The organism is Ignavibacteriota bacterium (assembly GCA_016707525.1).
Classification (GTDB): Bacteria; Bacteroidota; Ignavibacteria; order UBA10030; family UBA6906; genus JAGDMK01.
Map to the genome: position 1 here is coordinate 36,047 of JADJHP010000012.1, position 24,739 is coordinate 60,785.

The window sequence follows — 24,739 nt, forward strand, 5'->3', positions numbered from 1 at the left end:
TTCGTCTTCATGACGATGATCCTGTTCCAGTTGAGCTTCTACACCGATACCATGGGTCTCGCTGCAGGGGTCGCGGGAACATTGTTGCTCGTCGGGCGCTTCTGGGATGCGTTCTTCGATCCGTTGATGGGGACGATCGCGGACCGGACGAACACCCGGTGGGGGAAATTCCGTCCGTGGGTGTTGTGGACCGCCCTCCCCTGGGGGATCGTCATGGTCCTCGCCTATACGGTGCCGGATTTCGATATGACCGGCAAGATCGTATGGGCGCTTCTGACGAACATGCTCCTGATGACATTGTATTCCGCCAACAACACGCCGTATGCGGCAATGACGGCAGTGATGACGGGCGATGTGCACGAACGGACGAGCCTGTCCGCATACCGCTTCGTGTCCGTTACCGTTGCTCAGCTTCTCGTCGGCGGCTTCACCCTGCCGCTCGTTCTGAAGCTCGGGCAGGGTGACGCAGCGAAGGGATGGCAACTGACGATGGGGATCTGGGCCGTGGTCTGTGTGGTGGCGTTCGTGATCACGTTCCTGGCCACGCGCGAACGGATCCCGCCGGTCAGGGAACAGAAGGTGTCGGTGAAGGAAGACTTCGGCAACCTCCTGAAGAACGGTCCGTGGATCGCAATGTTCATCCTCACGCTCGCACATTTTCTCGTCCTTGCCATGCGCGGCGGGACGGTGTTCTACTTCTTCCAGTACTATGTCGACCGGGCAAGTCTGTTCACCTTCCTGCAGCAGTGGGGACTCACCAGTGTTGGGGTGCATGAAGGCGGCGTGGGGGTATGGCTGCTCGACACGTTCGGGCTGGTCGTCGATCCTCAGCAGACCAACGTGTCGTCCGTCGGATTCAGCCTGCTGAACATCAGCAGCCAGATCTTCACCATGATCGGTGTCGGGTTCTCCACGGCCCTCTCGGTGCGGTTCGGTAAGAAGGCCGTGGCGATCGCCGGCTTCAGCATCACCACGGTGTTCATGGCCGCCTTCATCTTCCTGCCGGCGGATGCCATTTGGTCGATCTTCATTACGGAATGGCTGCGGGCGCTCAGCTATGGACCGACCATCCCGCTGATCTGGGCGATCTTCGCGGATGTGGCAGATTACGCCGAGTGGAAGTTCAACCGGCGCTCGACAGGCGTCATTTATGCGACGATCCTGTTTGGCCTGAAAACCGGCCTCAGCCTGGGTGGGTTCTCATAGCGCGATCCTTTCCTTCATGGCTACAGGGCGAACATGGTGGAGACGGCGGAAGCATTGCTCGGCATCAGGCTTGCGATCAGTGTGTATCCGGCGGTGTTCTTCGGTATCGTGATCGTATGCTTGCTGCACTACGGCATAACCAAACAGCTGAACCTGAGGATCCAGGACGACACGGAACGCCAGCTAACCGCAGCATCGCACGCATGACCGGCCGTCGGGCCGATCCCGTGGGGCCCGGCATGACGAAGTGACGAAGACCTCCCGGGTCCCTCCCCGGGAGGGCAATGGATGCGCACCTTCTTGTACGTGGTTGAGGAATGACCAGGACACTCCGGAACCAACGATCGATACTGCTGGCCCTGCTCTCGATGGCGATCCTCTCGCTCGAGGTGATAGCCACGCGCATCGCCTCCGTGATCTTCGTCAGTGACCAGGCGTATATCATCCTGTCCGTGGGTATCCTCGGGCTGGGGGCCGGTGGATTCGTCGCTCATGCGCGCGAGCGGAAGGGAAATGCGGCGGGGGGCTTGCGTCCCTGGCACCTCTTCCTGCTTCTGGGCATCTCTCTCACGCTCTTCGCTGTGGCCGTCACCACCCCTGCGGTCACATCACCAGCGCTCTTTCTGCCCCTCCTCCTCACGCCGTTCGTGATCGCAGGGTACCTGTCCGCCCGTCTCTACCGGGGTGCGTCGGGTTGGGGTTCCTTCGCGTACGCAAGCGACCTCGGTGGTGCGGTGATCGGAGCGCTCGCGTCGCTCTGGATCATCAACACGTTCGGCGGCGTGAATGCTGTCCTCTGCATCACTCTCGTCGCGTGGGGCGGGACGGGCATCGCACTCGTGTTCGACGGCAGGAAGGTGGCAGGTGGACTTACTGCGGTCCTGATACTCTCGGCATTCGCCGGTCTGTTCTCGCTGGGCCAGAAGCGGATCCTCGGCGAGGTGCCCATCGGTGTCGCACCGGAAAAGGACTTCTACACTGTCTACGATGACCCGGGCGCGCGCCCGCGGATCATCGACAGCCGCTGGAGCGTGTTCGGGAGGGCAGACCTCGTCGCCTACGGGCATCAGGATATGGTGATGCAGCTCTTCGTCGATGGAGCTGCGGGTTCGCAAGTGTACCGGTTCAATGGCGACCTCCGACAAACCAATCCCTTCCTTCATGAGTTGTTGCTCCACCACACGAATGCCATCCCATTTCTCTGTCTGCCGGATTCGGCAAAGCGGCGGATGCTCGTGATCGGTCCGGGGGGAGGGAAGGACGTCCTGCTTGGTCTCCTGGGAGGTGCCGGCAGTATCCGCGCGGTGGAAGTGAACCCGGATTTCGTTGCGATGGTACGCGACCATCGCTCGTACACGGGTGGGATCTATTCGGAGTTTGCCAACGTCTCGGTCGTCGTCGATGAAGGACGTCGCCACGTCCAGCGGATGCGCGACACCATGGACCTCATCGTGATGGCGCTGCCGTCCACGGCGCAGGTACAGGGGATCGAGGCGTACGCGACGAATGAGAATTTCCTGCTCACGCGCGAGGCGTTCAAGGAGTATGCCCGGGTCCTTTCGCCCTGGGGGGCCATCGTTCTGACCGTGCATAATCCGTGGGAGCTCTCACGGGTCCTCGTCACCGCGGTGTCCATGTTCCAGGATGCCGGCGTGCCACCGGCGGAGATCCCTCATCATTTTGCGCTCCTCGAATCGGAGTATGCGCCGACGATCGTGATCGGCAAGAAGGCGTTCTCGACCGAAGAATCCGTCCGCTGGCGCGATGTGTGCGCTCGCCTCAGAGCGGATTTTCCGCGGGTCACGTATCTTCCGCATGGCGTGCTGGGGGAGAACCAGTCGCCCATGAACGGGTTCCTCCATGTCATTGCGCAGTCGCCGATCGCGCTCCAGGCGGCGGTGGACCGGCACGCGGTGCAGATCGCGCCGTGTACCGACGACAGTCCCTACTTCTATAACCGCTTCCGGTCCGGTCCCCGTGAACTGCATTGGCTCCTTGTCCTCGTCGGCCTCTGGTGCCTTGTCGTTGCCCTCGTTGCGCTTCTCCGCCGGCGTCCGGCGACCCATCAGCAGACAACTCATGCGGGTGCGTTGCCGGAATGGATCGCACTATGTGCCGGCGCAGGCTTCATGATCGTGGAGGTCTCGCTGCTGCAGAAGCTGGTCCTGTGGGTGGGGACGCCTACCACGTCCCTTGCTGTCCTGTTGGCGATACTCTTGACGGGGGCGGGTGTTGGAAGTCTCATCTCCGGCGCACTGGCGTCAAGGATCAGACCTGTCGGTGTGCTGCTTATCGCCTTGATCGCGATCGTTGTCCTTGGCGTGTGCCTGATCGTCGCGTCGCCACACGTTCTGTCCCTCGTTGCGGATGGCAGCGATGGATCACGGTTGGGAGCAGTGGCGGTACTCCTGCTTCCACTTGCCGTGGTGCTGGGCATTCCCTTTCCGGTTGCCCTTGGGATACTCGCAGGAGCGGGGCGTGAACGGGCCATTCCGAGGCTGTATGCGCTGAGCTGTTCGTTCGGTGTTCTGGGCTCTGTTCTTGCCATTCTCGTCTCGGTGGTCTGGGGCTTCACGGTTGCCATTCTGGTAGGCCTGGCCGCGTACGGCGTGCTGATCATCCCGGCGGCCAGGGTCTGGTGGAGAGCAGATCAGGAGCAAACCACGTGATCAACCGGGATTCAATTTGTGGGCGGAAAACCCCATTACTACCGGGGACTGTAATAAAAGTGACTTTGCGTTCTTTTTACTTGACTTTTGAAACTGTTGAATGTACATTTGAACCGGTTGAAATGTTCTTTAACCAGTTCATAATATGATGCTAGACTGACGGATATCATCAGCGGACACCCTCCCCCTAATCTCCACCTGTGAGCCAGGGATCGTCCGAGAGAGCAGTCGTGAATCATGTGAGTGTTGAAGTCCTGTCCTTTGATCCGTTGGCAACCGTCGCCCGCACCACGCTCAAGATTGCTGCTGGGCCGTGTCCTTACACGGGCGACAGAGCAAGTACACAACTGACGTAGAACGACAACGGTACATCTTCTGGTGTCTGTGCGACGAATGGTTTCGGAATGGGCCATTGGTGAAGATGTGACGTTCTGTCCCCGGTTCTCCGAAAATACTACACATCAATCCTACTACAATACACAACTATTCGTGGGACTCATCATGCGACATTCACGCGTTGTGTTCGCACTTGCCGTCCTCATCATCGCCGTTTCGGCCCTGGCAACCGCCCAGCAGACGTCCGGTCAGATCGAGGGCTCCATCTCTGACACGCTTTCCCATGATCGCCTGACGGGAACCAATGTGTGGATCGAGGGGACCGGCATGGGGGCTGTGACGAATCTCGATGGGAGATACGTGATCACGAACGTCCCGCCCGGCAGCTATACCCTGATCGTCCGCTATATCGGTTACCGGAGCAAGAAGCTGCATGTGGTGGTGAACGCAGGTGATATCGTCAAGCGGGATTTCTCCCTGGTTCCCGAGGCGCTGGAAGGCGAGACCGTTCTCGTTCTGGCTCAGGCCCGGGGACAGCAGGAAGCCATCAATCAGCAACTCTCCTCGAGCACGATCACGAATGTGGTCTCCTCGGAGAAGATCCACCAGTTGCCCGATGCGAACGCGGCCACGGCGCTCAGCCGCCTCCCCGGCGTGTCGCTGATGAACGGCGACCAGGTGGTCATCCGCGGTATGCAGGCGAAACTCAATACGGTGCTGATCAACGGCATCCAGATCCCGTCCACCGATATGAATGACCGGTCGACGAACCTTGGGTTTATTTCCTCCAACCTGTTGTCCGCGATCGAGGTCATGAAAGTGCTGACCCCCGACCGTGATGCGAACACGCTCGGTGGTTTGGTGAATCTGCGCCTGCGGGAAGCACCGACCGGGTTCCATGGCGATCTGTTCGCCCAGGGGAACTATAACACGCAGGACCGTGTGTCGGACAACTACAAGTTCTGGGGAAGCGTCAGCTCGCGATTCCTCGATGATAACCTCGGGATCTTCGTGCAGGGAAGTGCCGATCGTTCGGACATCGGTCAGGACATCGCGGCGGCCACGTACGGCATCAATGGTGCAGGTTCCATCCGGTACGGTGAAGCCCCCTACCAGATGAACGAGTTCACATTTCAGGACCAATGGAATGTGATCACCAACAGCAGCGCCAGTGTGATCATCGATTATGTCCTGCCGCATGGTAAGATCCTCTTCTCGAACACGTTCGCGAATAACCTGAGCGACAACACCACGTTCCGGAACCGCCTCGATCTTGAAGAGACCGTCGTGGGCTACACGCTGAGCCGCGACAAATACGGCAAGGCCCTGATGATCAATGCCCTCCAGGGAGAGTACATGTTCGGCGATCTGAAGGCCGAGCTCTCGCTGTCCCATTCACTCTCGAACAAATACACGCGCGTCCGGTATGGCGATCCCGGCACAAACTTCACGTTTGAGAACCAGGCCCACCGTCCGTTCGGGGTCGACCCGGCGAGCGGCCTGGCGATCAACTACGTCTCCCAGCGCCGCTTCATGACCCCGGAGGACGTGTATGGGATCACGATCGATCCCAATGATGCCCCTGGTGCGAAGGTAGGGGGATGGGTCATCTCGCGTTCCGAGGCCTTTGATCAGCATTGTACAATACCGCTTTGGATTTCACGCTGCCGGTGACGTTGTCGGAAGACATCACGACCAAGATCAAGTTCGGCGGGAAGTTCTCGCGTTCGACGCGTGCCAACGACGTGGAGTCGACGTTCAAGGGTTCTTCAGATGACGACTACTATAACGCCACCCGGTCTTTCTTCCCGAACCACCAGGGGCTGTCGGCAGCCAATCCGGTGCTTTTCGGGGATCTCTGGGACCGCGGCTTCACACGCGGCGACTACTTTCTGAAGGGCGACTATCCGTTCAAGTACGCGTATGACCGCGATCTGATGGATCAGTATATGGGCACCTCGATCTCGGGCTGGGCGGTTGCGCGACACAAGCCGTCGTCGGAGCGGGACGATTGGGGTGGGGCTGAGGTCTATTCGGCCGGATATCTGATGGGTTCGTTCGACTTCGGCCCCATGGTGTCCCTCATCGCCGGCGGTCGCTACGAGCACTACAACATGCAATACCATTCGAAGTTCGTGTACGTGACACACTCGGTGTATGGGTATGCGAACCTGTACGATACGCTGAACGTCGTGGATCGCAGCGACAACGACTTCTTCCCGAATGCCCAGCTCCGGTACCGGTTCAACGAATGGTCCGATATCCGGCTGGCGTACTCGAAGGGCATCGCGCGGCCCGACTTCCGTGCTGTTCTGCCGAGCATCTATCTCGAACCGGGTGGGGCAGCACAGGCAGGCAACACGAAATTGCGGCCGGCCATTTCAGACAACCTGGACGTGATGGTTTCGGTGTACAGTGGCGAGGTCGGGTTGTTCACCGTTGGCGGGTTCTACAAGAAGATCCGGAACTTCTTCTATCAGACGGACATCTTCTACAAGAACCTGGGGTACTACAACGCGTCGTTCCCGGATTCGATGACGTTCACGGCGCTGGGTATCAAGGCCGCGGGCATGCCCACACCCTCGCAGCGTATCACGACGTTCCTGAACAACCCGAATCCGGCGTATGTCCGCGGGCTGGAACTTGAGTGGCAGACCAACTTCTGGTACCTGCCCGTCCCGCTCAACAGCCTGGTTCTGACGGTCAACTACACAAAGTCGTGGTCGGACATGGATTACCAGCAGATCCGGAACATCGACTCGGCGTATCAGGATCCGATCAATCCGCGCATCACGCGTCACAAGTACATCACCATCGACACGGTGCGCAATGCGCGCCTGTTGTTCCAGTCGGATGACGTCATCAACGTCGCCCTCGGCGTCGACTACAAAGGTTTCTCCGGACGTCTGTCGTTCAACATGCAGGGGAACATCATCACGACCGTTGGTGCACGCCCGGAAGATGACCAGTTCACCGGCAACATCTACCGTTGGGACCTCACGCTGCAGCAGCAGCTCCCCATCGAAGGCTTCCGCGTCATCTTCGATGCGGTCAATCTCTTCCACAATGCCACGTATACCTATCAGAAATTCCGGCGTGTCAATGATGGCGAGATCCTTGAGAATCTGCAGTCGACGGCCTATTCACCGCGGTTCATTCAGCTCAGTCTGCGCTATAGCATGTGATCAGCGCGGAGATGTCGCGTTCGCGCATGGTATGCAGCATCGTGGTCAACAATTCAGAGTCAGGTATCGTGAACAACACACGGAGGGTGAAGGCTCGTGAATGGTATATCAGTCTCTACCAGTCCTTCAATAACCAGTCAGATTTAGGAGGATTCCATGAAAGAAGCTGCTAATACTCTCGATGTTGCTGTTGCTTCTCGCAAGCATGGCGGTGTCCCAGACCCTGATGGATTATGTTTCCGCGGTCAGCGGGGATACGCTTGTCATTAAAGATTTCGTTGAAATGGGCAATCAGCCGAACTCACTGTACAACGCCATGTTGCTGGATTCGTTGAACGTTCCGGCCGGCCGCGTGTACAAGCTGAAGGTCAATGGTACCTATCCGCTCGTCAATTCGCCGAACACCGTCCGGCCCGTGACGATCGTGGGTGGTGACGCGACGATCCTCGTGAACAACACGAACGCCGCATCGGCCCCGCCGCTCATCTGCGGTTCGACCTATGAGGGCGGTGCGAATACCGGTGGTATCAACTATTCGTACGACCTGACCGTGAAGAACTGCAGCGTCATTCCGGCAACGGCGGCGCGTGACCTCGGCTGGAACTTCTTCTGGTCAAATGGCCAGAACGCAAAGCTGACGTTGGACAATGACTACCTCGAACGCACCCGGTGGGTGCTCTTCGCCAGCAGCGCTTCCGGCCAGCGGTATCTTATCAAGAACTGCTACTTCGTGAACCTGAATGGCCAGCCCTGCCGCCGCAACGGCGGTGTGTATGATGCCTTCGCCTTCATGGATTCCATGTGGGTCGAGAACAGCACCCATATCATGACGCAGGGCATGATGTACAAGTTCCGTCAGTATCCGTTCAAGCGCGTCGTCATGAACCACAATACCTTCATCAATTGCTCCGGCAATATCTATCTGGATTGGGGTTATCAGACGAATGTCAGCAACACCAACAATATCTATGTGAACTGCAACGTTCAGGCATATCCTGGTATCTCCACGATCGATGTCGGCGAACAGGATCTCGACGGTCAGCCGATGGGCCTCGTCAATCTGCATACGTTCCCCGATCCCGATTCGTCCTATGACCAGTACAGAGCACTGCCGAGGAAGTATCTCTTTGAAGGAAACGTTGTCTACTGGGATCCGAAACTCAGCAGCATCGTCTCCACGTTGAACACGAACAGCGTGAATGGTGTCACGAACTGGCAGAACCAGATGATCATCATGAACTCGCGCACGACCACGATGTTCAACGACAACAGCACCTATCCGTACCTCACACTCGGCACGAACTACACGGAAGCGCCGGTCTTCACGGATCCGAAGACGCTTATGACGACCGAGGTGGATAATCTCAAGGCGTTCACCCTCGCGACGTGTGACACGAACAGCACGGACGTCCTTCCGGACTGGCGCGTGACGAATGTTGGAAATGACTTCTACGTCTATTCGGACTGGCCGATCCCGGTCAATCTTGCCTACAGCAACGCCACACTGTTGACGGGCGCGACGGGCGGATTCCCGGTGGGCGACCTGAACTGGTTCCCGGTGAGGAAGGCCCAGTGGAATGCCCAGCGGACCGCGGAATACACTGCGATCGAGCAAGCCCTCACTACGGGCGGCAGGACGATCACGGCAGTTGCGTCGGATCCGGACGCTCCGGTGGAGTTCAGCCTTGCGCAGAACTATCCGAACCCCTTCAACCCGAGCACGACGATCAGTTTCAGCCTCGCCAAGAGTGCCGTGACGACGCTGAAGGTGTTCAACACCCTGGGCCAGGAAATGGCGACTCTGGTCAATGGCGTCATGCCTGCAGGTTCGCATGAAGTCACCTTCAATGCCTCCGGTCTGGCTTCCGGCATGTATTTCTATCGCCTGACCAGCGACGCAGCGACGCAGATGAAGCAGATGGTGATCCTGAAGTAGTTCGGCTGTACTCCCGCTTGCGATCCTGAATAGCGGCCCCCCCGCTTGGAGCCGCGATCGACAGATCGCGGCTCCAGGCCCGCGGCGGGAGGACTTTTTCGGTGCGCGATCTGCCTGATACTTCTCTATCGGGCATTTTTTGTTTGCATATCACCGGTTGGATGTGCTATTCTGTACCTGATAGGCTGCTCCAGCAAGCATTCAGAAATTCCATCGGATCCGCTATGACTTCCCGGCCACAGTTCCCGTTCCGACACCTCTGCGCTCTCATCCTCTTTGTCGCGGTGACGCACGCCTGCCTTGGGCAGGGTACCACGCCGCAGGATACGGTCGCGACCTTCGAGGGGCAGCGGGGCGTTACCCTCGGTCAGCTCGAGCAGTATGTCCGCGACTATCCGTATGGGATCATGTACCGTGACCGTCCGCGTGAAGGATATTCGCGTGCGCTGGATGACATGATCTCGAATCAGCTGAAGCGCCGGGACTTCTTTGCATTGGGATTCGCCGACAGTGCGGTCTATCGGGGGAAGATGGAACGGGCGATCAATGAAGAACTCGTGATCAGCTACTTCAAGACCAGATATGAAGCGCGCTATCTCAACGAGCCCGCCTTCCAGCGGGAATACGCTCGCCTTGGGCGGGTGGTCACTTTCCGTGAGGTCCGCATACCGATCACCGAGGGCACATCCCGGGCACGGATCGATGCTTTGACCGCGCTTGCCTCCCGCATCGAGAAGCGTTGGCGCGCGGGTGAGGACCCTGCGGTATTTGCTTCCCGGATCTCCTCCGGCGCACCTCTGACCGTGAACGACGCGGAGCAGACGATGACGTGGTCCATGAGCATGCAGGATGATGGGAATGCCTCCATCTTCGACCTGCCCCCCGGCATCATCAAGGTCATTCACGATGTGCAGGGTATCAGGGTCGTGAAGATCCTCGGACGGGACATGGTGGCGGTCCCTCCGATCGAGGAGGCCCGGGCGGAGTTACAGAAGGGGATCGAGGAGAAGTATGCCGCGCGCATCCAGACCGAGTTCGAGAAGGACAAACGATCCCTCATCAACGAAGACCGGGTGCGCTGGAATACCGGCGCGCTTGCCCGGATCGTGGTGTGGTCGAATATTCCCCGGTTCTATCAATCCGGCTATGGGGATACGCTCCGATCCGCACTTGCCAATGGCCGGAATGCATGGATCCTCCGCGCCCCCGGCATCACCGTGGACCTCAAAGAGTTCCTTCGTCTGCTCAACGATGTGCTGGTGATGGGTGAATTCAACAAGATCACCAGAGAGGATGTACAACGGTTCCTTCTGGAGGCCGCGCGCACGAACATGATCGTGCAGAAGGCGAAAGCGCTCGGACTTGAGCGAAATGTGCTCGTCGCCGAGAGCAAGAACCCGGTCATCAGCGACGGGATCCTCCGCTTGTACAATCAGTATGCGATCGAGAACAGGATCCCTCAGCCGACCGACGGGGCACTCCATGCGTTCTATACCATGAACAAAGACTCTCTGTATTACCAGTTCGCAAAAGTGAACCTCTATGTCATTCCTGACTCCACGCCCGGCCCGCTCGAGGCATTGAAACGCCGGTCCGACTCCGGTACCCCGTTCGAAAAACTTGTTCCGACGATCCTTGTCAAGACCTACATCCGCGCCAGGAACGGAATGTACAACACCTATCTCGGTACTGAACCGCCATACCTGGCTGCCGTGGCCTTCTCGCTCTCATTGCATGAGGTCGCGGGACCGGTGGCGTACGAGGACCCCGTGCGCGGCACCATGTACGCTCTGGTCAAATGCGCGGGGACGCAGAAAGAGCAACAACTCTCCTACGAGAATGTCGCCCATCGGATCAGGGAGGACTATCGCGATCACCATAGGGCGCTCATGGAAGCGGAGCTCCGTTCCCGGCTGAAGAGCAAGTATGCTGTTGTCATGCGTACGCACGTGATCGATCGCTACCTTGACGGCAGGAGAGCCTCCCAGCAATAGTTCAGCGCACGTCACCCCGCGACTGGCGGTCCAGCACTTCTGTCGGACCCTGGCCGATCGCCCGTATGCATCGGTCAGGTACCGCTCCCGGTGCGATCGATGAGTGAGTTCTTTCGGTCGCACCGCGCTCGCATGGCTCACCCTCGCACGGCCGCCGAGGCGCGCACCGCTTCCTCCTTCCGCTATGGCATCGACATCATGAAGGACATGGGGCTGGACCTCCGGGTGATCCGCGCCGGCAATGCGAATATGTTCCTGAGCCCGGTGTTCCGTCAAACGCTCGCCAATGTTGCGAATGCGACAATAGAGTTGTATGATACAGACGGTGCCCAGGGAGCCGCACGCGGGGCCGGACTCGGTGCCGGCATCTTTGTCACTCCCGGCGCGGCGTTCGGTTCGTTGCAGCGGATGGGGGAGGTCACGCCGCAGAAAGCAGAGGCAGGTGCCACAGCCGCCGCATACGCGGCCTGGCTCAGCCATCTGCAGGATGCGGTCCGCCAAGCCGTCAGGGCAATGCAGGGGAGAATGCATATGATATTTTCAACACTGAGCTTTCCTGGACCATGGCGCATACAACTTCGTCTCCTTCGATCGATCCGGCTTCCGTACCATCCTTCACATTGTCCACGGGAGAACGCATCCCGGCCATAGGGCTCGGGACCTTCGGTTCCGACTCCGTTTCACCCGCGTTGGTTGCAGAGACCGTGCAGCATGCGGTGCATGCGGGGTACAGGCACGTCGACTGCGCGTCGGTCTATGGGAATGAGAGCCAGATCGGCGCAATACTCGCCGACCTCTTCGCCCACGGTGTCGTCACACGCCGGGATCTCTGGATCACCTCCAAGGTCTGGAACGATATGCATGGCCGTGTGGGGGAGTCCTGCAGGAAGAGCCTGCACGACCTCCGGCTCGATCATCTCGACCTCTTCCTGGTGCACTGGCCTTTCCCGAACTATCATCCCCCGAAGTGCGACGTCACGATGAGAAGCCCGGATGCGAAGCCGTATATCCACGAGGCGTTCATGCGGACGTGGGAACAGATGGAGCGGCTGGTCGACGAAGGGCTCGTGCGGAACATCGGTACCTCCAATATGACCGTGCCGAAGCTGGAATACGTCCTGCGCGATGCACGTATCCGTCCCGCCTGCAACGAAATGGAACTGCACCCGCATTTCCAGCAACCTGCACTGTTCGATTATTGCGTGAAGCACGCCGTCCAACCGATAGGGTATTGTCCCCTCGGTTCGCCCGGCCGGCCGGACCGCGACAGGACCCCGGATGACACCGTGGACCTTGAGGATCCCGTGCTCGTCGCGATCGCCCGCAGGGTGGGGGTGGCCCCTGCCAGGGTGGCGCTCCGGTGGGCGATCCAGCGGGGCCAGATCCCGATCCCCTTCTCGGTCAACCACTTCAAGGATAACCTCGAGGCGGCGCTCCTGCCGCCGTTGAGCGAAGCCGACATGCATGCGATCGCGGGGATCGACAAAGAATGCAGATTGATCAAAGGTCAGGTGTTTTTGTGGAAAGATGGACAGGGGTGGGAGGATCTGTGGGATCAGGACGGCACGATCACCCCTCCGTAACAACGACGACAGAGCACACAGGAGTACCCCATGAGTTCAATGCAAGGCGCGATCTTGCCGGGCAACAGCACCCTCGAGTTGAAGTCCTTTCCTATCCCCATCCCGGGGCATGGCGAGGTCCTCATCCGGATGAAGTCGTCCACCATTTGCGGGTCGGACATCCGCTGTATCTACCACGAGCATCTCGGCAAAGGGCCTGAGGGCTATCAACCGGGAATGATCGCCGGCCATGAACCGTGCGGCCAGATCGTGGAGACCGGACCGGGATGCCGCCGCTTCAGAAAGGGCGACCGCGCCATCGTCTATCATATCTCCGGTTGCGGCGTGTGCAACGACTGTCGCCGGGGATATATGATATCGTGTACGAGCGAATTCCGCCGCGCGTATGGCTGGCAGCGAGACGGGGGGATGGCGGAATTCCTCCTCGCCGAAGAGAAGGACCTCGTACTGCTCCCCGATGCGTTGAGTTACTCTGACGGCGCTCAGGTGGCGTGCGGATTCGGGACGGTGTATGAAGGGCTCGAGCGGATAGGGATCTCCGGCAATGATGCGGTGCTGATCACGGGCCTCGGGCCGGTGGGACTTGCGACGGCGATGCTCTGCAGGGCGATGGGCGCACAGAAGATCTTCGGCATCGAAGTGATCGAAGACCGGATCGCGATCGCGAAGCACCTGGGACTCTTCGACGCGGTCCTCACAGCGGGCGACGAAAACGTGGCGCAGATCAGGGACCTGACCGGCGGGTTCGGAACCGAGCGTTCGGTCGATTGCTCCGCGAACAACAAGGCACGGCTCACGGCCATTCAGGCGACACGGAAATGGGGAAAGATCGTGTTCCTGGGCGAGGGGGGCACGTCGGAATTCCAGCCGTCACGGGATATCATCCACGATCAGAAGTCCATCTACGGGTCGTGGGTGACAACCATCTGGCGCATGGAGGAGCTTGTGGAGCGGCTCGTCCGCTGGAAGGTGCGGCCAGAACAACTCATCACACACCGCTTCCCGCTCAAGGATGCCGCCGCTGCGTATGCATTGATGGCGAGCGGAAAATGCGGGAAGGTTGCTGTCGTCTTCGATGAGGAGATCCGCTGAGGCGAATCTCCCCCTGGAGCTTCCGATGACGATCATGATGCTCGGTGTTGCACTCGGGTTCCTGCCGGTCCTGTCCTTTCTGGGTGGGTTGGTGTACGCCGACACATTCAAGCTGGTCCGGTTTCGCGAGGTCGGACTTACGATCGCGGTCGGGTGTTGTGCGGCCTTCCTTGCCTTGTTCATCAACAACGCGCTCGTGGACCGGACGGGGCTTTCGTTCGTTGCGTATTCCCGCTATCTCGCACCGCTCATTGAAGAATCCCTCAAGGCTGCCTACCTGATCTATCTCCTCCGGGCCAACCGGGTCGGCTTCATGGTCGATGCCGCCATCCGCGGCGTCGCGATCGGAGCCGGCTTCGCCCTCGTGGAAAACCTGTGGTATCTCACCATGCGGCCGGATGCGCCGGTCTACCTGTGGGTCATCCGGGGCTTCGGCACGGCCATCATGCACGGCGGTGCCACGGCGATGGCGGGCATCATCGCACGCGGGATGAGCGAGCGGGCGGAATGGACACGCGTCCGCTTCATCCTCTCCGGCCTCGTCGCCGCGATCCTTCTTCACTCCCTGTTCAATCATTTCTTCCTCGCCCCCATGCTCTCCACGCTCCTCGTGCTCGCAGGAGTCCCGCTCGCGGTGTTCGCGGTCTTCCGGCGGAGCGAGACAGCGACGCGCGCATGGTTGGGTGTGGGGTTCGATTCCGACCAGGAACTGCTTGCGATGATCACGACCGGCACGCTCGCCGACACCAGGATCGGGCACTACCTCGAAACGATGCAGAAGTCGTTCCCGGGCGAGATCGTGGCGGATATGCTCTGCTATCTCCGCGTCCATCTTGAACTCTCGATCCGGGCAAAAGGCCTTCTCATGATGCGCGACGCGGGCTTCGACGTGCCGCCCGATCCCGAAGCCGCCGAGCAGTTCGCGGAGCTGCGGTATCTCGAACACAGCATCGGGAAGACCGGCATGATCGCGCTCAATCCCTTCCTCGGGGCAAGAGCAAAGGACCTATGGCAGATCACGATGCTCAAGCGGACGGCGGTGCGATCATGACCCCTCGTTCCGGATGGACCATCGTCATTGCGACGTGTGCGGTGTTCTCCGGTGCGGCCCTGATGCCGCCACTCCATGCACAGGGGGGAGAGCCCATCCGATTCGCTCCGGACGGGGCATGGTGCTGGTTCCAGGATCCAAGAGCGGCCTATGTCGCGGCCGGGAGGGTGCGGACATATGCGACGTGGGTGACCTCACAGGGCGATCTGCAGATCGGCGCATTTGATCACCGGACCGCGGCCGTGGAAACGTACACCCTCAAGCGGGAGTGGGGAGTGGATGATCACAATGTCGGTTCTATACTCGTGCTGCCCGATCACCGGCTGATGGTGTTCTATGCGCAACACAATGAAGCCGGGCTTTTCTGCCGGCGGACGGCACGACCGGAAGACATCACCGCATGGGAGGACGAGGTCACCATCACACGCATGCCGCGCGTAACCTACAGCCATCCGGTGTATCTTTCCGACGAACGGCTGTTCTACGTGTTCTGGCGCGGTGAGAGCTGGAAGCCCACGTTTGCCACGTCACCCGATGGCATCCGGTGGAGCGATGCGCGGATCCTGGTCCAGGAACCCGGACGCCAGGGAGGTGATATCCGGCCCTATCTCAAAGTGGTGTCCGATGGCAGGAAGTCCATTCATTGTGCGTTCACCGATGGTCATCCACGGGATGAGGCTCTGAACTCCATCTACTACGTGCGCTATGAACAGGGTGCGTTCACCAGGGCCGATGGAACGCTCCTCGGGCGGTTCAACGATCTGCCGCTCCGTCCGTCTGCGTGCGACCGAGCGTACGACGCCCGTGTAACGCGGGTGCGTGGGTGGGTGTGGGACATCGCTCTCGATAGCTCCGGGCGGCCCTCGATCGCCTACACGAGGCTTCCTTCGGAGGCCGACCACCGCTATCATGTTGTCCGCTGGAATGGTCGCACGTGGGAGGACGGCAAAGTGACGGAAGCGGGGAAATGGTTCCCGCAAACTCCGGCAGGGAAGACCGAGTTCGAATCCCACTATTCCGGGGGGATCGTTTTGCATCCGTTCCATCCGGAGATAGCCTATCTCTCACGTCCCGTGAACGCTGGATTCCGGATCGAGAAGTGGGTGCAACGGAGCAGGGAGTGGCTCCGCGTATCGACGGTGGGAGACGGCGGACCGTTGAACGTACGCCCTGTCGTGCCCGCAGGGTACGACGGTCCGGATGACCACGTCCTCTGGATGCAGGGGGAGTACGTTCACTACACGAAATTCCGGACCGGCATCATGATGGCGACCCCGCCCGCATGGCGCCCTGACACCAACGCGATGAACGCCGGTGCGCGTCATTGGTACACGATCAAGGAAGACGATCATGTCATCGCGCCTCTTCCCGGGCAACAGCGATACCCCGTGACGGACGCCGTTGCCATCGCGGACAACATCCTGTTGTTTCAGAAGGCGAACGGGGGCTGGCCCAAGAATTATGACATGCGCGCGGTGCTGACACCGGCGCAGCGGCGGTCTGTCGCCGATGCACGCCATATCCTGAATACGACGTTCGATAACGGCGCGACCGCTTCGCAGTGCATCGTCCTCGCCGGAGCGTACCGGGCGACCGGGCTCCAACGCTTCAAGGAGGGGTTCGAGCGGGGGGTGGATTTCATCCTCTCCGCGCAGACGCCAACGGGCGGCTGGCCGCAATTCTTTCCCGACACGACGGGATACCGGCGGTACATCACGTTCAACGATGGGGCGATGATCGGTGTGATGTCGCTTCTGCGTCGCGTGGCGCGGAGGGATGCATCGCTGGGTATCGTTGACACCCTCCGGGCGCGTGCGGCAGGAGTGGCGGTCGATCGCGGGATCGGTTGCATCCTCCGGACACAGATCCGGCAACAGGGGGTACCGACAGTGTGGTGCCAGCAGCACGATGACCGCGACCTGCTGCCCCGCGCCGCGCGGACATTCGAACCCGCAGCATTGGTGAGCATTGAAAGTGCAGACATTGTCCGGTTCCTCATGGAGAGCGACGACCCGGGCCCTGATGTGATCGACGCCGTGGATCACGCCGTGGCGTGGTTCAGAAGATCCTCGATCCGGGGTATCCGTGTGGAGACGGTCTCCGCTCCCGAGCTTCGAACGGAGTGGCGGACCATCGCCCACGACCGGGTTGTGGTGCAGGACCCCTCCGCGGGTCCGCTCTGGGCCAGGTATTACGATCTCGAGCTCAACGTACCGATATTCTGCGGACGGGATGGGAGGATCGTTTTTTCAATGGCGGAGGTGGAGAGGGAACGGCGGGCGGGCTACGGTTGGTACTCCGCGGCGCCACAGGAGATACTCGAGTGCTGGGAGCGCTGGAAGGGCAGAGTGCGGGACTGAACGCGCATCGGAAAGGGGACTTCCGGAGAGCAATGGTGTCTTTCTTGTCTCCATTTTCGCCGTCCCGTCTGCCCGTTGCCTCACGTACGTTTCTCTTCGGCCCGCCCGTTGACTTTCCTTGTTGCCTTCCTTACATTGAGAACGAACACCTCACTCCCTCGGATCTGTCTGGTTCACACTGGTGACCTATGATGCTCCGGGGGTTTTTGCTGTTGCAATGATGAACGGAAGAGGGGGAGAATTTCTCCATGTGTACACACGGATTCACCCGCACATCGATCCTGCTGCTCTTTCTCATTGGGTTGTCCGGCCTCGCCCGATCCCAGTCCGATTCTCTGCTGAATTCAGATCTGCCGATCGTCATCATTGATACGTTCGGCCAGGAGATCCCTGACGATCCGAAGATCACGGCATTCATGGGGGTCATTGACAACGGCCCCGGGATGCGAAATTCGCTTGCCGATTCCGCGAACAGGTATCGCGGCTACATTGGCATCGAGGTCCGCGGCTATTCCTCACAACAGTTCCCGAAACTGCAGTATGGGATCGAACTCCGGGATTCGACCGGTGCGGATGTGGCGGTGGGGCTGCTCGGTATGTCTTCCGATGCCGACTGGGTGTTGTCTGCCGCCTATAATGACAAGACCCAGATGCGGAACGCACTTGCCTACGCCCTTGCCCGGCGATCCGGGAGATATGCCAGCCAGGGCCGTTTCTGTGAACTCGTCCTCAACGGTCAGTACTGGGGGACCTACGTCCTTTTTGAACGGCTCAAGCGTGACAAGAATCGCATCAACGTCACAAAAATGGCGACTACCGATGTTGCTGGAGATAATGTGACGGGCGGATATGTCGTGCAGGTGGACCGTCCGACCCTGGACACGACCGAATTCTGGGCCTCCCCGGTCCTTCCGCCTGCCGATCCAACACGGCCGATCATCTATCAACACGTGTACCCGAAGCCGGCAGACCTGGTTCCCCAGCAGCGCGCATACATCCGGTCATACATCACGGCATTCGAAGCGGTGATGGCGGACTCGGCGTGGGCGGACCCGGTCAATGGGTACAGAAAGTATCTTGATCTGCCTTCGGCTGTCGACTTCTTCCTGGTGAACGAACTCGCCCGCAACGTCGACGCCTATCGCCTGAGTTCCTATTTGCACAAGGACCGTGACAGCAAAGGTGGAAAGTTGCGTGTGGGGCCCGTGTGGGATTTCGATCTTGGCTTCGGCAACGTCATTTGGTCTGAAGGGGCGGACACGGTAGGATGGGATCTTCTGACCATGCCCCTGGCCCTCGTCGGGAGCCAGTACGAAGATCACGTCCCACCCTGGTGGGTACGGCTCGGGGAGGACTCCTCCTTCTGGCAGAGTGCAGGGGACCGGTGGGCAGCACTTCGCAAGGGGGCCTTCAGCACGCCGAACGTCCTGGCGTTCATCGACTCGGCGGCTGCCGTCTTGAATGAAGCGCAGGCGCGCAATTTTGTGCGTTGGCCGATCCTCGACTCCGTGGTGTGGGGCAATCCGTATGTGGGCGGCAGTTACGCGAATGAGGTCACGTACCTGAAGGAGTGGACCACCGCCCGGATGGCATGGATGGATAATGCCCTTCCTCCCGCGAGGGTGATCGTCCCTCCACCGGACTCGATGATCGTCCGCCTGGATTCACTTGCCGCCCGCATTACGGACAGCGTCCTGGTCGTCACATGGCTCACCACGCAGGAGCGGCATACCGCGCGGTTCGAAGTGCAGTGGAAGAATGCTGATTCGCTCGCGGCGGATACGGTGTGGCGTCTGGTGGATTCGGTCCGGGCCGCTGACTCCAGCGCCGTGATCCGCCAGTACACCGTTCGCGACACCGTGCAAGGACCGGCCCGTTGGCTCCTCCGTGTCCGTACCATCGGCACACTCGATACAATGTCCCTCTCCGGCATCGTGCCGGTGTCCATTCCCGATTCGCGGAGATCCCTCGCCGTCACGATCGCATCGTTCACGGTTGGAGCAGTTGACAGCGTCGTCTCCCTTGCCTGGACAACTTCGCGCGAGCAGAATACGGTCCAGTTCCGTGTGCAGCGGCGCCCGGTGGAAGGTGATACCTCCTGGCAGGTGATTCAAACGCTCGCCGGGGCCGATACGAGTTCGACCACGCGTTCGTATGCGGTCAAAGATACCGTGCCGGGCGGCGGTGACCTCTTGTACCGGCTGGTGGTCGCAGGGTGGTTTGGCCAGCAGTTCACCTCTACGACCCGGTCCGTTCACGTGAACGGACCTGATGACACCTTGCACGTCGTGTACCGGTCGATCAATGGCGGGTTCACTGCAAACGGTGTGGATCTCGTATGGAAAGCAACGGGGCAATCGCACGTCCTCGGCTATGCCATCGAACGGAAACGCACACTTCCCGAGTCACCGGATTCGGTCTGGAGAGCACTGGATACCGTGGCTGCCACGGGTGTCAAGGCCGATACGGTCACGTACACCTTCAGGGATTCCGTGGGGCCGGGAGGACGAATGGCCTATCGGGTACGCGCGCTTGGAACACGGGGGCAATTCGAGCTTTCCCCGGAGCTCCTGATCGTACTCTCGGCGATCGGTACGGAGGAATCCGTGATCCCGACGGCGTTCGATCTCAGTCAGAACTATCCGAACCCGTTCAATCCTTCCACAACGATCAGGTTCGATCTCCCCGTCGAGTCTCCCGTGGTCATCACGGTCTATTCGACGATCGGTCAGCGTATCGCCGTACTGGTGGATGACCGGCTTCCGGCCGGCCGTCATGAACTACGCTTCGATGCTTCCTCTCTGCCCAGCGGGGTGTATTTCTATTCAATGCGGGCGGGAGAATTCGTGCGGCACCGCAAGCTGATGCTTGTGAAGTGATGTCGTGCGCAGGGGCGGTGCATGCACCGCCCCTACATGGGCCCGGGCGTCAATTCCGGGACCCGCCCCTGGATGCGTCTGGATGTCAATTCTATGTAACGCCGTTCATCGATCCAGTTCGTCCAGGCGCAACCGGACGGACATGATGTACGGCTCTTCACCCGCGGTCCAATGGCCGTAGGTCGTCACGACGAATGTGCCGTCGGGCAGAACCTCCACGCCCGGGTACGCGCAGTCCGATCCCTTCAGATTGTCCTTGAGCCGGACCCGGTATTGGCCATCCCTTCCTGAAACAACATCATCGTAGGTCCCGACCCATACCACCCAATCGCCGGCTGTTGGCGATGACGCAGCCATATCGCGGAACGAGATCAGCAGGCGGCCATCGGGGGCATACTTCGCCGTGTGCCGGTCGCCGGTAAGAGCCGGTGGGAGTTCGCGCGGTGCCGTCCAGTGCACCCCTTCATCGTTGGAAAACATCACATACGAATTGTGTGTCCTGGTATTCTCCCGGAGCAGCATGGCGAGTTGCCGCCCGTCAGGCGAGCGAATGAGTCCGGGTTCACAGAGATGGATGCTGTCCGCGGAAAATATCCCCTCGGGTGCGGACCATGTCAGCCCGCCATCCCGTGAGAATGACCGGTACAACGTCATGGTCTTCGAGAGCTGCCCGCCTTCCCGGATGAACCTCCCATCATCATGAAAGACCGCAAGATACCGTCCGTCGTTCAATCGTTCCACCGATCCCATCACGACGATGCCACCCCAGCTCCCGATCTGCCGGAGCGGTGTCCATGTTCCGCCGTCATCTTCCGACACAGCAAGGCGGGCCGGGTAGAGGCCCGAGAACATGATCAGGCGTTTCTTTCCCGTGCTGTCGATGGTCCGATGGATGGTCGGCGTCTCGAGTGACGTGGACCAGTTCTCAGGCACCGGGAGGCGGCCGCTCCACGTCTGGCCGCCGTCCATACTACGATTCATCACGATCGCTCCACGCCCATGTCCCTTCGGATAGACGGCGATGATGGTCTTCCCGTCTTCCAGAAGCACGGTCGTCGGATGCCCGAGGTATTGCCCCGCTTCACGGTCGACCACGGTCTGCCGGTCGGTCTCGCCCGAGAGGTCGATGGACCTCAACGACGGAGCGCAACCCGCAAGCAGCAAGGCCGTACAGCCGATGATCGTGAGGTGCTTCATGTGGATGCCGCCATGTGAGGGTGACCATGCGACCGCTGTCAGGCCCATCATAGCCAGAGTCCTCTCTTTGAAATGGATGCTCCCGCCTCACCATTCTGCACGGAGTGTCACGAGACCCATCGGGGGAACGGCGACCGTCCGCATCGCATCGCGTGCACCTGGTTCCTCTCCCAGCTCACAGACCCTGACCTGCCGCGGCATACGTGCCGGCCATGACAGGGCAACGGATTCTTCCTGTTCAGAGAACGAGCGGAGGCGTACGATCACGCTTCTGCCATCGGCCGCCGCCTTCAGGATCGTCACGGCAACCCTGTCATTGGCCGTTGCCACGAGTGGACGGATCGAGGGGTCGCGGCCTGTTGCGAGCGCAACGAGCGGCTGTGCGGTCTCCCTGCCGAATCGATACGCCGCTGCTGCGTCGAAGCGCCCGTGGGTACGGAGTGCGTAGCGGAACGTGACCGGCCCGTCCTGGGTCAAGGGAGTGTTCGTGAACCAGTGGTTGTTCATGGCCCATGAGTACAGCACGGTCGACGGCGCATACGTTGCAGGCCAGATGTCTCCCGCGCCATCCCAGTTGGCCGTGTTGTTGGCCGTGATACCACCGTATTCTGTCAACGGGGCGTCGGGAGAGCACCATGTGATGCCCATGGAATCGTTGGACACATCGGCGAAATGCTGTGCCACCATCCATGCACGGTTCGCCGCGGCCCATTGGTCCTTCTGCAATTCCATCACACCCCAGGGGATGTCGATACGTGCACGCCCACCGGGAATGCGGAAGGGGAATCCGAAGTGGACGCCGTCCTTCGGCAGCAGGGGGAGTTTGTCCACGGTGTTCGTGAAGCGCACACCCCGATCGCCACGGATAACCCGGACCCTCCTGATCACCGACCTGCATCCGGGTGCGAGGGAGATGATCTCTACTTCACCGAGCACGGGACCCGATTCTGAGAGGCGGACACTGATGACGGAATCAGGGAGGGCCGGACCTTCACCCTTCGCCGGCTGCCAGCGGAACGAATTGATCCCGCCGTCAAGATCGGCGTTGGCGAGGTCCTTGCCGGTCCCGCTATCGCGCAGATGTGTTATCGTCCCGCGTCGCTGATCGATCCCGACCTGCACCGCTCCATTGTCGAGCATGGCGGACGACCACGTTGTTCCACCCGGTTGTGGGCTGTTGCCGGGGACGACGCGGAAGTGAAGCGACCCAAATGCGGGGACGGGCGAAGCGAGGAACACGAGTTCACCTGTGGAGAGGCGCTGGGAGGGGACGGCATTGCCCTGGCTGTCGACGACGCGGTCTCCCTGCTGGCTTTCTGAACGCGCGAGCGTTACCAGGCCACCGTGTGACCATGAATTCGTATTGAATACTGCCACGCCGCCATTCGACGGCCCTGCCCCCGGGCCGAGCGCACCGTCCGATCTGTCGGTGGCAGGGGCAAGTGCCTCGTCCAGCAACACCTTGCTCCGGTCATCCGCTTCCTGAAAGTACCTCTGCTTCATCCGCCAGATCGCATCCTGGAAATATGGCTCCGTCGGGTTCTCGTACGTGAACGTGTGCTCGGTGGTCATCACCACATTGCGCCATGCTTCGTCGAACTGATCGCGTGGTGCCGGGCGGCCCGGCCGGAGCATCGGCCATAGGATCTCGGCCTGCAACAGGCGGTCCTTGGCATTGCGGGCCATGCGGGCCTCTTTCGCGACGGTCCCGAATCCATCGGTCCAGTATTCGGTGAAGTCCCCGCGCACCTCCGGGAACTGGCTGCCATATCTCTCTTCAAATGCAGACATGATCGTGTGGGCGCTGGCGATCTCAAGATGCGGATATGCATACTCTGCGTTCCATGAGCGCACTGCATCCGGCAGGTCTGCGTCGAGCAATGCGTTGTCCCACATCGCCCAGGTCACGACGAACAGGTCGTAGGGATGGTGCGTCGCCTCAAAATGGGGCAATTCGCGGAACAGATGCGTGTCCAGGAAATGCTCCCGCGGTCGTGCCGTCCTGATCTCCAGCGGGATCTTGTCCTTGTCCCGCTGCCCGAACCACGGCCGCCCCGTGGTACGCCCTTTGGCCAATCCGACGGCATACGTCCCGGCGTTGAGGAACAACACGCGTGACCGCCCATCCTGTCCGACCCACCACATGGGCTTCTGGCGGAGTTCGGCAACCATGCTGTCGTTCCCCCGTGTCCCATTGGGCATGAGCATGATGTACCGGACCCCCTCATGTGCAAGGGCGGGCACGAGTCCCCATGCCATACCGGGGATGTCCACCTGAACATAGGTATCGATGGTGGCCCCGGTGCGGTGCACGGCTTCGGCACGCGGACGCAATGCCTGGAACATCTCTTCATCGCTACTATTCGACGTGAGGACATGGACGTATGCTGCATCGAGCGCGAGGGATCCTTGCTTCACGGCGCGCACCAGCGTGTCCTGTTGGGATGGAGTGCCCCCGGAGAAGTACCGTTCAAAGGGCCACATAACCTCCGTGTTCCACACATACCGGGCGCCGGGGGGATAGGTGTTCGTCTGTTCGGCAAGGATGCGCCCCCGGTCGATGTTCCGTTTGTGGATGAACTCTACGTTGGCATGGGTGTTCGAGTAGCCGATGTCGACGTGGGAATGAGGATACACGAAGACCGTCCAGTGCCGCATCGCGGGAATGCGGACGATCTGCGTGATGGCAGTACCCTGTGTGCTGAACCTGATGACGATCGAGGTGTCGCGCAACACCCCAACGCCCGGGGGAAGGAGCACGTTCACGGAGTCGATTTCCCACCGTTGTCCGTACAGGCGGGTCACTTCATGAGTATCACCGATCCGCACGTCGACCTCTGCCGTCCCCTGGAGGTGGCCCCCCGGCATGAACATGGTGACCTCCCGCCCCGGTTGACGGTCCGCGCGATAGCGATAGAATGGCCGGACAATATATTTCAGCGAGTCCGGGGACCGCGGTGTCCGTGCGGGGCCGGCTTCGAGAGCAGCGGGCCAGGAAGAAAGCAGCAGGAGAAGCGCAAGGAGCGGAGTACGGGTCGATCCTGAACGATGCATATATCGGATCCAGGTACGCATACTGAGCTCTCCGGGTTTGCACAACGATGAGCGGGGCGTGATGAAGTGGTCAAGTGTACGCAAAATCCCCTTGGACTGCAAGGGTGGGGTCAGCCACGGGAGGGTCCCTCTCCATTAACATTCTTAACAGGCGATTGGCAGATCCCACAATCATTTGTCATCGCCTTGACCACTTC

General features: G+C 60.2%; 15 protein-coding genes. 13 read left to right on the forward strand and 2 right to left on the reverse strand.

From position 1 onward, the window contains the following. Positions 1–9 precede the first annotated feature (9 nt). The 13 genes from IPI01_17635 to IPI01_17695 all read left to right on the forward strand — a co-directional run bounded on the left by IPI01_17635 (position 10) and on the right by IPI01_17695 (position 20,291). Entirely contained in the window at positions 10–1,206 is a 1,197-nt protein-coding gene (locus IPI01_17635; GenBank protein MBK7259583.1) for an MFS transporter, read from the forward strand. A 33-nt stretch (positions 1,207–1,239) separates the two neighbouring features. Further along, positions 1,240–1,413 carry a hypothetical protein gene (locus IPI01_17640; protein ID MBK7259584.1) on the forward strand — a complete coding sequence of 58 codons (174 nt, stop codon included), beginning with the start codon at positions 1,240–1,242 and terminating at the stop codon, positions 1,411–1,413. Positions 1,414–1,523: 110 nt separating this feature from the next. Then, positions 1,524–3,875, forward strand: coding sequence for a hypothetical protein (locus IPI01_17645; protein ID MBK7259585.1), 2,352 nt, complete (start codon positions 1,524–1,526; stop codon positions 3,873–3,875). Between the two features lie 501 nt (positions 3,876–4,376). Beyond that, positions 4,377–5,885 (forward strand): carboxypeptidase-like regulatory domain-containing protein, encoded by a 1,509-nt coding sequence (locus tag IPI01_17650; protein MBK7259586.1) that lies wholly within the window; start codon positions 4,377–4,379, stop codon positions 5,883–5,885. After that, positions 5,849–7,396, forward strand: a complete 1,548-nt coding sequence (locus IPI01_17655; protein ID MBK7259587.1) for a TonB-dependent receptor — start codon at positions 5,849–5,851, stop codon at positions 7,394–7,396. Before IPI01_17650 ends, IPI01_17655 begins: the two co-directional genes overlap by 37 nt. Positions 7,397–7,577: 181 nt before the next feature. Further along, positions 7,578–9,332, forward strand: a complete 1,755-nt coding sequence (locus IPI01_17660) for a T9SS type A sorting domain-containing protein (GenBank protein MBK7259588.1) — start codon at positions 7,578–7,580, stop codon at positions 9,330–9,332. 224 nt (positions 9,333–9,556) lie between these two features. Further along, the gene (locus IPI01_17665) at positions 9,557–11,326 is read left to right on the forward strand and encodes a peptidyl-prolyl cis-trans isomerase (GenBank protein ID MBK7259589.1); all 1,770 of its coding nucleotides are present in this window, start codon (positions 9,557–9,559) and stop codon (positions 11,324–11,326) included. Positions 11,327–11,458: 132 nt separating this feature from the next. Then, entirely contained in the window at positions 11,459–11,977 is a 519-nt protein-coding gene (locus tag IPI01_17670; protein MBK7259590.1) for a hypothetical protein, read from the forward strand. Then, positions 11,890–12,909, forward strand: a complete 1,020-nt coding sequence (locus tag IPI01_17675) for an aldo/keto reductase (GenBank protein ID MBK7259591.1) — start codon at positions 11,890–11,892, stop codon at positions 12,907–12,909. The genes IPI01_17670 and IPI01_17675 overlap by 88 nt, the downstream gene beginning before the upstream one ends. A gap of 30 nt (positions 12,910–12,939) precedes the next feature. Continuing rightward, on the forward strand, positions 12,940–14,001 hold the full coding sequence (locus tag IPI01_17680; protein ID MBK7259592.1) for a zinc-binding dehydrogenase: 1,062 nt from the start codon (positions 12,940–12,942) through the stop codon (positions 13,999–14,001). A gap of 25 nt (positions 14,002–14,026) precedes the next feature. Next, entirely contained in the window at positions 14,027–15,052 is a 1,026-nt protein-coding gene (locus IPI01_17685) for a PrsW family intramembrane metalloprotease (GenBank protein MBK7259593.1), read from the forward strand. Beyond that, positions 15,010–17,412 (forward strand): pectate lyase, encoded by a 2,403-nt coding sequence (gene pelA / locus IPI01_17690; GenBank protein ID MBK7259594.1) that lies wholly within the window; start codon positions 15,010–15,012, stop codon positions 17,410–17,412. The genes IPI01_17685 and pelA overlap by 43 nt, the downstream gene beginning before the upstream one ends. Before the next feature lie 248 nt (positions 17,413–17,660). Beyond that, on the forward strand, positions 17,661–20,291 hold the full coding sequence (locus IPI01_17695) for a CotH kinase family protein (GenBank protein ID MBK7259595.1): 2,631 nt from the start codon (positions 17,661–17,663) through the stop codon (positions 20,289–20,291). Between the two features lie 105 nt (positions 20,292–20,396). Here IPI01_17695 and IPI01_17700 read toward each other — a convergent pair whose 3' ends face one another. After that, positions 20,397–21,539 carry an exo-alpha-sialidase gene (locus tag IPI01_17700; GenBank protein ID MBK7259596.1) on the reverse strand — a complete coding sequence of 381 codons (1,143 nt, stop codon included), beginning with the start codon at positions 21,537–21,539 and terminating at the stop codon, positions 20,397–20,399. Positions 21,540–21,575: 36 nt separating this feature from the next. Beyond that, entirely contained in the window at positions 21,576–24,563 is a 2,988-nt protein-coding gene (locus IPI01_17705; protein MBK7259597.1) for a glycosyl hydrolase, read from the reverse strand. Positions 24,564–24,739: the final 176 nt, after the last annotated feature.

Bases quoted from the DNA above. Each gene is read 5' to 3' on its own strand.
- IPI01_17705 (MBK7259597.1), bottom strand. From the start codon at position 24,563: ATGCGTACCTGGATCCGATATATGCATCGTTCAGGATCGACCCGTACT.
- IPI01_17645 (MBK7259585.1), top strand. From the start codon at position 1,524: ATGACCAGGACACTCCGGAACCAACGATCGATACTGCTGGCCCTGCTC.
- IPI01_17660 (MBK7259588.1), top strand. From the start codon at position 7,578: ATGTTGCTGTTGCTTCTCGCAAGCATGGCGGTGTCCCAGACCCTGATG.
- IPI01_17695 (MBK7259595.1), top strand. From the start codon at position 17,661: ATGTGTACACACGGATTCACCCGCACATCGATCCTGCTGCTCTTTCTC.
- IPI01_17675 (MBK7259591.1), top strand. From the start codon at position 11,890: ATGGCGCATACAACTTCGTCTCCTTCGATCGATCCGGCTTCCGTACCA.
- IPI01_17700 (MBK7259596.1), bottom strand. From the start codon at position 21,539: ATGATGGGCCTGACAGCGGTCGCATGGTCACCCTCACATGGCGGCATC.
- IPI01_17650 (MBK7259586.1), top strand. From the start codon at position 4,377: ATGCGACATTCACGCGTTGTGTTCGCACTTGCCGTCCTCATCATCGCC.
- pelA (MBK7259594.1), top strand. From the start codon at position 15,010: ATGGCAGATCACGATGCTCAAGCGGACGGCGGTGCGATCATGACCCCT.
- IPI01_17680 (MBK7259592.1), top strand. From the start codon at position 12,940: ATGAGTTCAATGCAAGGCGCGATCTTGCCGGGCAACAGCACCCTCGAG.
- IPI01_17640 (MBK7259584.1), top strand. From the start codon at position 1,240: ATGGTGGAGACGGCGGAAGCATTGCTCGGCATCAGGCTTGCGATCAGT.
- IPI01_17685 (MBK7259593.1), top strand. From the start codon at position 14,027: ATGACGATCATGATGCTCGGTGTTGCACTCGGGTTCCTGCCGGTCCTG.
- IPI01_17635 (MBK7259583.1), top strand. From the start codon at position 10: ATGACGATGATCCTGTTCCAGTTGAGCTTCTACACCGATACCATGGGT.
- IPI01_17665 (MBK7259589.1), top strand. From the start codon at position 9,557: ATGACTTCCCGGCCACAGTTCCCGTTCCGACACCTCTGCGCTCTCATC.
- IPI01_17670 (MBK7259590.1), top strand. From the start codon at position 11,459: ATGGCTCACCCTCGCACGGCCGCCGAGGCGCGCACCGCTTCCTCCTTC.